The 10,432-nt window shown below is 39.0% G+C and carries 6 protein-coding genes, 1 tRNA gene and 2 pseudogenes; 3 read left to right on the forward strand and 6 right to left on the reverse strand.

Annotation, left to right across the window (positions count from 1 at the left end):
• Positions 1 to 19: 19 nt before the first annotated feature.
• From U2718_RS08270 to argF, 5 genes and pseudogenes are all read right to left on the reverse strand, one after another.
• Positions 20 to 2,092, reverse strand: a complete 2,073-nt coding sequence (locus U2718_RS08270; protein WP_341997675.1) for an AAA family ATPase — start codon at positions 2,090 to 2,092, stop codon at positions 20 to 22.
• Positions 2,089 to 2,262 (reverse strand): hypothetical protein, encoded by a 174-nt coding sequence (locus U2718_RS08275; protein ID WP_341997673.1) that lies wholly within the window; start codon positions 2,260 to 2,262, stop codon positions 2,089 to 2,091. Before U2718_RS08275 ends, U2718_RS08270 begins: the two co-directional genes overlap by 4 nt.
• 483 nt (positions 2,263 to 2,745) lie before the next feature.
• Positions 2,746 to 4,262 (reverse strand): annotated as a pseudogene (locus U2718_RS08280) (DNA phosphorothioation system restriction enzyme).
• Between the two features lie 159 nt (positions 4,263 to 4,421).
• Positions 4,422 to 5,027 (reverse strand): transcriptional repressor LexA, encoded by a 606-nt coding sequence (gene lexA / locus U2718_RS08285; protein ID WP_341997671.1) that lies wholly within the window; start codon positions 5,025 to 5,027, stop codon positions 4,422 to 4,424.
• Between the two features lie 187 nt (positions 5,028 to 5,214).
• The gene (gene argF, locus U2718_RS08290; protein ID WP_341997669.1) at positions 5,215 to 6,135 is read right to left on the reverse strand and encodes an ornithine carbamoyltransferase; all 921 of its coding nucleotides are present in this window, start codon (positions 6,133 to 6,135) and stop codon (positions 5,215 to 5,217) included.
• A 360-nt stretch (positions 6,136 to 6,495) separates the two neighbouring features.
• Between argF and U2718_RS08295 the strand changes: the two genes are divergently transcribed.
• The 3 genes from U2718_RS08295 to U2718_RS08305 all read left to right on the forward strand — a co-directional run bounded on the left by U2718_RS08295 (position 6,496) and on the right by U2718_RS08305 (position 9,590).
• Positions 6,496 to 6,567: transfer RNA gene (locus U2718_RS08295), tRNA-Thr, on the forward strand.
• A 910-nt stretch (positions 6,568 to 7,477) separates the two neighbouring features.
• Positions 7,478 to 8,290: a beta-carotene ketolase CrtW gene (gene crtW / locus U2718_RS08300; RefSeq protein ID WP_341997667.1), complete on the forward strand. Its 813-nt coding sequence runs from the start codon at positions 7,478 to 7,480 to the stop codon at positions 8,288 to 8,290.
• Entirely contained in the window at positions 8,229 to 9,590 is a 1,362-nt protein-coding gene (locus tag U2718_RS08305) for a glycosyltransferase (RefSeq protein ID WP_341997665.1), read from the forward strand. The genes crtW and U2718_RS08305 overlap by 62 nt, the downstream gene beginning before the upstream one ends.
• Before the next feature lie 33 nt (positions 9,591 to 9,623).
• Here the strand turns inward: U2718_RS08305 and U2718_RS08310 are convergent.
• Positions 9,624 to 10,290, reverse strand: a pseudogene (locus U2718_RS08310) (Uma2 family endonuclease).
• Positions 10,291 to 10,432 lie beyond the last annotated feature (142 nt).

The following is a 10,432-nucleotide window of genomic DNA, read 5'->3' on the forward strand; positions in this document are numbered from 1 at the left end:
CAATTTCAAATTTATACCATTAACCCTCTCGTTTGACTTCAATCATTTCTGTATACTCAAATTCGTTCGGGCTTTGCCTCACCAAGGAATATTTTTCTCCTGCCAACTCAATATAATCTTGCTCGCACTCTGGTTTAGAAGAGTAGTAAGTTAGCACATATTGCTTGCCTATTCTGTTTGCTATTTCTGCTTCTACTTCACCCCGCCACTGGGTTTTAGTCACCATAACCACTAGTTGATTCGCCAATCTAGGAATTATTTTGGCGATTTGCCGCCGATACTGCTCATCTAAACTACCAAATGGCGAATCCATCACTATTGGAAAGGTGCTGCTATCGGGAATCATGAGAATATTCTTGCGATCGCTCCACTCTCGCACACGATCAATAATGCTGGCAATAAAAGATAAACTGAGGATTTGATTTTCGCCTGTAGAAGCAGCAACAGGTGATTCTATGCCTGTTGTATTTTCTACCAAAGTCAGTTCATACTTTTCACTTATTTTTGGAATATAAGGTGTAAATGAAATTTCACCGAATATCTCTTGCACCCGCTTTTCTAGTTGCAAGCGAAATTGCGTTTCTTGACGAATTTTTACTTCTGCTAGTCTATCAATTGCATCTTGGGTAGCGGCGATCCGGCGTTGTGCTAGTGCTTGCCTTTCTTCATTTAGTTTCTGCTTGGTAATCTGCTTGTTCAAATCTTCCAATTCTGTTTTTAGATGCAAGCTTTGCTGCTCATTTCTGCCTCTATCTAAAGTTAACTCTGTGATTTTCTCTTCAATCTCATCTAAACGCTTTTGTAGGCTACTTATTTCTTCACTAGCATCTTTTCGCAATCTATCTTCAATATTATCTATCTCTGTCTCTATTTGCGAGATACTTTTTCTTAACTCATTTATTTTTGCTTGTTCCTTGTCAACCTCTTCCCAAAATACTGCTGCTTGAGTATCAATTTCGTCCACTTGGGCGCTCATGCGAATAGCCGTTTCTTCAACCGTAGAAGAACCTGCTCTATCCAATAATTTTCTCACATTTTCGTGAGAGTGGCTTCCCTCGTGTAAATCTGCACCACATATACAGCATCTAGATTTCAGTAATTCATTGATAAATTCTTTAGAAATCCCAGGAGATAACTCGCCCCTTTGCTTCAACTCATCTAAAATTCTACGGAAACTTGCAGTTGTTTCTGAAAGCAATATAGTATAACCACGCGTGGCAATAACTTTTTTTAATGCTTCTCTAATTTGTTTAAGAGTATCTTGGTTAGAATTTTTTTGCTTATCTAAAAATTGTCGTCTTTCCTCTAATTCCTTAGCAGCGTTAAGTTCTCTTAATCTATGACTTGTTTCTTTTTTTAAAGTTTGCTGATATTCTAATTCTTGACTAATTTCCTGTTGTCGCTTCTCGATGTATTCAAACTCTCGCTCAATTTTTGCTTGCTGCTGTAAAAGTTGTTTAATGCCTGAATCTCCAATGATTTTTAACTCATTTTCTAAACTTTTTTTTGCTTCTTTTAAATGATTAATAGAACGATTGATTACCTCTACACCTAAGAAAATTTTTGTTGCCTCTGCAATTTCCGCTTTTTTATCAGAACGAACTATTTCTTCAATACGTTCGCCATCAAAAAAGAAATATTGATGTAAGCTAGCAGGTAAAATTTGATTAATTATATCTTCTGGCTTCTGATCTGGTAAATTCCATTTCCCGTCATCTCCAGCAAACTGTAAATATAATTTTGTTTCACCAACCTCAAAGTCAGTTGAATTTTTATAAACCCGAAATTCTCGTTTAACTCGGTAACGTATACCGTCATGTTCCCATGCAATCTCTACCCAACATTCTACAGGTTGCCCAATTTTTACTTCTGCGACTGCACGCTTATTCACCAACTGTTCAACAGAGGCAAAAGCAGCACTAAATTTCTCGTACAGTACCCAAGTAAATGCATTGAGTAAGCTAGTTTTACCTGCACCATTATTGCCGTGAATAATTGTTGTATTACAATCATTTCCATGAGCCAGAATTATCTCTGGCGTTTTTCCATAAAAGGAGCGAAAGTTGCAAAGCTTAATTGAAGTTAGCTTCATCTTACGGCATCCTTCACAATCCTCAAAATATCATCATTAATATGGCTGTTTATCTTTTTATCTAATCTAATTTTTTCTAATTTGCATACCTGTTCAATAATTTGCCGTACTTCTGCCGATGCATTATTAATTGGCTCCTGAACATCATCAATATTTGCTTCTTTATTCATTTAATTTAATGAATCTAATATTTTTTGATTTTAAACACGGATACAGTAGCGATCGCAACCGTAGAGCCACTGTTTTATTTGTTTTTTAGTATGAGTGTGAATATCAATCTACACAAGATTTGTTAAGTAGAAAGCAGAGGGCAGTAGAAGTGGTAGATGCGGTAGCCTCTCCGCGTCTACAGTTCAGCGTTGGGCGTAGACGCAAAGCGGCTTCTCGCAGAGTAGCCCTTCCCGCAGTCTTTGCTGTTCCCTTTCCCCGAAAGGGGTTCAGTTGGCGTAGCCGCCCTGAAAGGGCTAGGTAGGGGGTTGCTACGTGCAAGAGCGTAGGTAGGTAAAAGGCTATTTCTGGCTGCTTCCAGTGAAGTTGCCATTTTACATTTAATTATGTCTACCTACTTATTTAAGGTATTTAATCATGAATTAACCTAGATAAATACAAATACAACATATAAAAATCCTTTTGCCTCCTGCCTTTTACATTCTTTAAATATCCAATAAACCATATCGCTTTTGTAAATCAAGTAACTTGATTCTTGCTTCGCCCGCATTGTCTGCTAAATCAGCAAATTCTACAAAGCGTCGCAGTTCTTTTCTTAGTAAATTACGTTCTACTTCTAAAGTTTTTCTATCTAAATCAGGTGGTAAAACAATCATGTCAAATATCGTGGCGCGTTCCTTACCTGGATGGGGACGCAAAACTCGTCCCCGTCGCTGGATAAATTGGCAAGGATTACCAGAACTTGCCAAAATCACAGCAGTTTTAATTGCTGGAATATCTACTCCCTCATCCAAACAGCGAATTGCCACTAACCCCTGCAATTCACCACTTTCAAATTGACGACGCAGAACTTCCCGTTCTTGTAAAGATGTTTGTGCCGTGTAGGTGCTTACTCTGTAACCTAGTTCTACCCCCAAAATTTTGACAACAGTCTTAAGTTGATGCAAGCTAGAACGCTGCCCTATTTCTTGGGAGCCATCACTACAGTAAAAGAGAGTATGATTTGTTTCACGGCGATTTGTCATTAATTCTCGTAAAGCATTTAATTTATTTGCTGCTGCACCAATTAACCTTGCCCTTTGCATTAATAAAGGCTTTAAATCTTCGTTATCTTCTAAATTATCTACTTCTATATTTTCACGTTCTCGATATAGCAATACTCTGCCAATCTTTTGCGTTAGTTTAGCATAGGCACGACTTTCTATCTCCGTTAACTCTACTAAAATTGGATGGTAAAGATAATGTACTAAAGCGCCTTGACTAATAGCATCTTTTAAAGTTAATTCTGGTTGAAGTACTGAGCCGAAATAATCAAATAATGATAGGGTTCCAGCTTCATCAAAATATCTTTCTGGTGTAGCAGACAATGCCAGTCGCAAGCCCACAAATCGGGGTAAACTTTCTTCTAACTTAGACGCCCCTAAATTATGAGCTTCATCACCGATAATTAAAGTTTTTCGGGAAAATACTTAAGTTGAGACTGAAATCCATCTCCAATTAAAGTAGAGTTGGTAGTAATTACTGTCAAAAATGCTTGCGAACCAGAATGTACATTATAAAGTTGAGTAGAAAGTTGACTTTGCCAAGTATATACATTTTCAAAAGCTAAAATGGGTTGCAAATTAAATTTTTCACATTCTCGCGCCCATTGAGTAACAAGATGACGGTAAGGACATACTATTAACAATGCTTGCAAGTTAATTTGCTTATATAACTCACAAGCAACGGAGAGTGCCGTAATTGTTTTACCGCTGCCTGTAGCCATTTTCAGCGTACCTCTGCCATTGTTAGCAAACCAACTGTTTATAGCTTGGCGTTGATATTGCCGCAATTGCAGAGATGCTGGCATCCGTGGGCATCCAGGTAATGGCTGCTGGGTTTGATAACTGCCCTTGCTCTCGCCTACAAACGGTAATTTGAGACGGTATTGCTGTGGGGGAAAAACTCCCACAGCCTTTTGTGAAGTAGGCAGAGGCTTGACTCGATACTGCGTTAGATACATTGATACTGTACTTAAACAGGGATTGGTGAGTGGGGAGTGAGGATAAGAGGACACACGGGGACATGGGGACACGGAGAATTTTTAATCAATTTTTCTCCGCGTCTTTACGTCTTTTCCTCTCCGCGTCAGTGAAACTCCCTACTCCCCATTCCCCATTCCTTAGTCGTAACTGCGCCAAACTGCAATTAGGGAACCTTGAACTTGCACTTGTATAGCAGGTACTTCAATGGGGTTGTATTTAGGGTTAGCTGGTTTGAGGGTAACGCGATCGCCTTGACGATAAAATCGCTTGAGTGTGGTACCGTATCCATCTACTCTGGCGGCAACAATCGTACCATTTTTGAGTTGATCTGGTTCTGGCACTGGACGTAATAATACCAAATCTCCATCAACGATAGAATCTTCAATCATGCTATCCCCCGCTACCCGCAAAGCATAAGTTTGAGAAGGTAGGGAAAAATTAGAAAAGTCTAGATTCTCGACTGCATCGGTGAAAGGTTCAATTAAACCACCAGCAGCAATTGTACCCAAAATCGGTACACCTTGTTTTAAGGAACGCAAAATTCTAATGGTGCGTGCCTTCCCTTCATTCCATTCTATATATCCTTTAGTTCGTAAATGTTCCAAACGACTTTGAATTGGCGCTGGCGACTTTAAATTCATTGCCTGCATCATCTGTCGAATTGAAGGCGAATGTTGATGTTCTCGAATATATTCTGCCAGCCATTCGTAAAGTTCTCTTTGCGCTTCCGTTAGTCTTTCCATATATTTGTAGGGAGGAAAATACAAATGTCCCTAGAACATTAGTACTACAAAAAACATCTCAATGGAAAGTAAAAATTTAAAAGTTAAAAGAAAATACTTTTGACTGAAGAAGGATAAGGATGAAGGCTAAAGGATAAAATATTTTATTCATTCATACTTTACACTTCATACTTTAGCCTTGAGTTTTTTACTCCGCTTCTAAAATACTAGCAAGTAATGCCTTTTGAACGTGCATTCGATTCTCCGCTTGATCCCAAACTCGTGAGTGGGAACCTTCCATGACATCATCGGTAATTTCTTCACCACGATGGGCTGGTAAGCAGTGTAAAACAATTGCTTCTGAATCAGCAAGGTTCAACAGATGCTCGTTGATTTGATAGGGTTGGAAGATAGGCATTCGGTCATCTGCTTCTGCTTCTTGCCCCATACTTGCCCAAACATCAGTATAAAGTACATTTGCACCTTTTGCTGCTGCTTCGGCATCATGAGTGAGAATTACTTGTGTTTTATTGTTTGCGATCGCCTGTGCTTTTTCAACAATTTTTGCACTTGGTGCAAATCCATTCGGCGTTGCTACTCTAACGTTCATCCCTACCAAAGCACAACCCAGCATTAAGGAATTAGCGACGTTATTGCCATCGCCTACATAAGTCAAGGTTAACCCAGCACAGGTGCCAAAAGTTTCTTGAACTGTCAATAAATCTGCTAAAACCTGACAGGGATGCTCCAAATCGGTGAGAGCATTAATTACAGGTATCTTGGCATAGTCAGCAAAAATTTCTAATTCTTGTTGTGCAAAAGTGCGAATTGCCAAAATATCCAAATATCTATCCAGAACCCGCGCTGTATCTTGTACAGGCTCACCGCGACTTACTTGTGTCACATTCGGATTCAAGTCTATTACCTGTCCACCCAGTTGGTACATCGCGACAGTAAAACTCACTCGTGTTCGAGTAGAAGCTTTGGAAAATAACAGTCCCAAAACTTTATTACACCGTAACCTCAACTGTTGAGATTTTAGTTGAGTTGCCATTTGCAGGAGTTCTTGAACCTCTTGAGAACTGAGGTCTGCTAGACTTAATAAATCTCGTCCGCTCAACGCTGCCATGCTTCTAATCTGTAAAGAAAAATGTTATCTTTAGCGTTCTGTACGCAGCTGTGCAAAAAGTAGTGCCTTAAAACTGTACCAAATATTTTTGTGTCTATCCTAAAGTGTCAGGTGGCCTTGACTTATCAATAAGATTATGAATTTTGATAGTAATAAAAACTATCTTTTTTAGTATTTTTATTTACATTTTGCTAATTTTGCTAAAGTTCAGCGACTTAAAAAAATCAAGAATTTTAGAATCGAAGATATTTTTGGCATATTCTATTTACAATCAGCTTTTTTATGCTATAATTATTAGTCGGTGTGATGTTTAAGAGCATTGCTGTTCTGATAAATTAAATTCGTCTTCACTAAAGCCCTGCCAGCATAGCACAGCGGTAGTGCATCCGACTTGTAATCGGAAGGCCCTCGGTTCAAATCCGAGTGCTGGCTCTAACCAAAAACCCCCGAATTTTGAGGGTTTTTATTGTTAAATGATTATTCATCCTTCTTGTGCCTAGAGTGATAAAAGAAAGACTACTCAGATTTCAAAAATCAAACCGGATTCCTAATAACTGATTGTAAAAAGAATATAGCGTTTCCCGACCCAGTGAGGTACAGGAAGAAATAATTAACCACAGATGTAGACGCGCAGCGGCTTCCCGCAGGGTACACAGATAAATTTGTACCTGAGCAGACTAGAAACCGCTATAAGTGTGAGTTAATACAAAGTTTAAGTACTTAATGTTATTGTCCTGTACTGTTATATAAAATGCAAATATATCCCTCTTCAAATATTGGTATTTTGTCAGTCTAAGGCATTGATAATCACCGTAACTACAAAAAATTTATAAATGCCTAAACTGCTAAAAACTTAGCATCAATTGGGTATTCACAATTACAAAATATATTGTTGCTAGATATCAAATCATATCACTTCTCATGTGAGAAGGGATATTGATTAGAAATTTTGTGTTCATCAATACAAATATATTTAACATTCGCCTGTTTCAGAAAGTAGAGGAACTCTGATAAGCAACAGTGTTACTTGTAGAAAAAATCAAGTTTGTATGGGAGAACTGTTACCAGTAGCCAGTAACAATATCCCTATATTGCTCGTGCTTGATTACATCTGTTTTCAAGCCTGCAGTAATAGAAGATTTTATGCTTGAAATTTAAGTACTCGTGCATAAATAAACATTTAGGATGACTTACAAGTAAAACTACAGATAGAAAGCAGTAATTTGTTAAATCGATAAGATGAAGGCATTAACAAAGTAATTAATTGGTAGATTTCTAGCTTCATAGAGGTCAAGCAATTTAGTTTTTTGTTCAGAGTTCGGTTAATTAAACCGAACTAAAAATGCTGCAATTAATGCTTGAGTTTTATTACACGGGGAGTATCAGTTTGAATATCTGCGATCGCCCACTTTTTGACGCTGTAGAGTTTAATCAATTTGTTCCTAAAAAAGATTCTATTACTGGGTTGATAGTTGCTTTACTTATTATTAATATTTGGGCAGCTAGTTTGACTTTTCTACTTTATTTTGATGTCAGCAAATTTCCAAATTGGTTAATACCAATCGCTATAATTTGGCAAACTTTCCTTTACACGGGACTATTCATTACTGCCCATGATGCTATGCATGGAGCAATTTACCAGAAAAATATCAAAATTAATAATTTTATTGGTTCGTTATCTGTAATACTTTATGCTCTCTTTTCATATCGTCAACTTTTGAAAAAGCATTGGCTGCATCATCATCATCCTGCTAGCGAAAAAGACCCCGATTTTTATGATGGTAAGAGAAAAAATGGGATTATTTGGTATTTCCATTTCATGAAGGAATACTGGAGTTGGCATCAATTGATAGGGCTGACACTCGTATATAATCTGGCTAAGTACGCTTTACAAATTCCTGAAACACATCTCTTGCTGTTTTGGGCTATCCCTCCAATTTTAAGTTCTATTCAACTGTTTTATTTCGGTACGTTTTTACCCCATCGAGAACCCGAAGAAGGATACGTTCGTCCCCATTGCGCCCAAACAATTCGATTGTCAGTTTTTTGGTCATTCATCACTTGCTACCACTTTGGCTACCACCAAGAACATCATGAGTTTCCTCAAGTACCTTGGTGGCAACTTCCAGTCGTTTACAAACAGAAAATTCAATAACTTATTAGCTTTTGACTTACTTATGACTCACTTTGGCATTATTTGCCCGCCCTATCCTGGGCACTTGAATCCCCAAGCTGCGTTAGCACGAGAACTCCAATCACGTGGACATCGCGTCACCTTCTTGCAAATTCCAGATTTAGAATCAAAAGTAAAATCGGAAGGGGTAAATTTTTATCCGATTGGCGAAGCAATTTATCAACCTGGCTCAATGGCTGAAACCTTCGCTCAATTGGGAAAATTAAGCGCAATCAAGGCGCTGGATTACTCCCTTGACTTTTGCCAACAAATGATTGAAATAGTTTGCCAAGATGCACCCAAAGCGATCGCAAAAACAGGGATTGAAGTTTTGCTGGTGGATCAACTCGAACCTGTTGGCGAAACGATAGCAGAATATCTCAATCTTCCGTTTATCTGTATTTCTTGCGCTCAGGTAATTCATCGCCGAGCCGATGTTCCTCCTTTCTTTACTCCCTGGAGTTATCAGAATACGCATCTAGCAAAAATCCGCAATCAAGTAGCCTATTACTTTTTAGATCGCAGTTGCCAATCGGTTTTGCAAGCGATTAATCGCTACCGCCAAGAATGGAAGTTGCCAGATTACCGTCACATCTACACTTCCAATGCACGACTTGCCCATATTAGCCAACAGCCTCGGTTGTTTGAGTTTCCCATTCCCGATCTGCCATCGCATCTCCATTATGTAGGGCCTTTGCGAAATGCTTCACCAAAATTCGTTTCCTTCCCCTACGAGAAGTTAACCGGACAGCCTATGATTTATGCCTCCTTGGGAAGCGTGCAAAATACCAAGGAAGCAGTATTTCGTTGCATTGCTGCCGCTTGCGATGGATTGGATGTACAACTGGTAATCACTCATGGGGGTGGGATGAGTGCAGAGGCAGTGCGATCGCTGCCAGGTTCCCCCTTAGTAGTCGAGTATGCCCCGCAACCGGAGATACTAGCGCACGCTAGTCTGACGATAACTCATGCAGGCATGAATACAACATTGGATTCCCTCAGCTACGGTGTACCTGTAGTAGCGATTCCAATTACGTTTGAGCAACCAGGAACTGGTGCGCGCATTCGCTCCATAGGAGTAGGAGAAGTGCTTTGTCTGCGAAAACTAAATATTTCCAGACTGCGATCGCGAATCAAGCGGGTATTGACAGAAAATTCTTACAAAAAGAATGCCCAGAGAATTCAGCAGTCAATTCAACTCTCAGAAGGCGTAAAACAAGCAGTAAATATCATTGAGCGGGTTATTCAATCCCAACGTTCAGAAGTTGTAGAAGCCATATAAACAATGTGGCTTAACTCTATTGCGAAGTCGCGGCTATTGCTTTCGCTCATCGGCTGCTTTCAACCCCTGCTCAAATTCGTCAATAGCTTGAATTGAATCCGAGATTGCCAGACATTGCTCTAGCAAAGAAATGTCTAATTCTGGCAGTATCTCACTTTTAGAGAGCTTCATACCCATAAGTATCAGGGTAAACAGTGGCTTGCTCTTTTTGGGAATTATCCCGTAAATGGTATAACTTAAACTGGTTTCTCTCCCAAAACCAGACTTCTGCAACTCCTAATCTTCGGTAGATTTCCAGTTTGCTTACACTCCCACTGGTCAAAACTACTTCTATAGCTAAATCTGGTACTTTTTTTTCTTCACCTATGCAGTAACACTCGTCTGGTTCTGCACCAGCTTTTCTTGCTTTGTTTTTAAAAGTAGAACTTCCCATAGGTACAAACCGAATACGCTTGCTGTAGAAGAAACGCTCTAACAGCATCCCTAAATTCGTTTTGATTTTTTCATGTCTGATTGATGGCGACACTATCTCTAATATTCCATCTAAATAATTAACACGGTAATGAGAGTTATTTTCTAGTTTTGCCAGTAGCGATTCATAGCTTTCCCAACTCACACCACTACTGATAAACCTTTCTTCTGGGTCGTTACTATGACGCAATTCTGGCTCATCAATTAGTTCTTTAAGGCTGTTGACCATTGTCATCTCTCCTATTAATTTTTGAGATAAAGGTGAGTTTTGCGTTTATTTCATGCTGATTTCTCCATAACATCTGTTTAGATATTATCGTGAAATAAAGCGATCGCTTGGGCGTTAATCCGCGCTAAATGTCTTACAGTAC

The sequence above is a fragment of the Chlorogloeopsis sp. ULAP02 genome, from assembly GCF_038404745.2.
Taxonomy (GTDB): domain Bacteria; phylum Cyanobacteriota; class Cyanobacteriia; order Cyanobacteriales; family Nostocaceae; genus Chlorogloeopsis.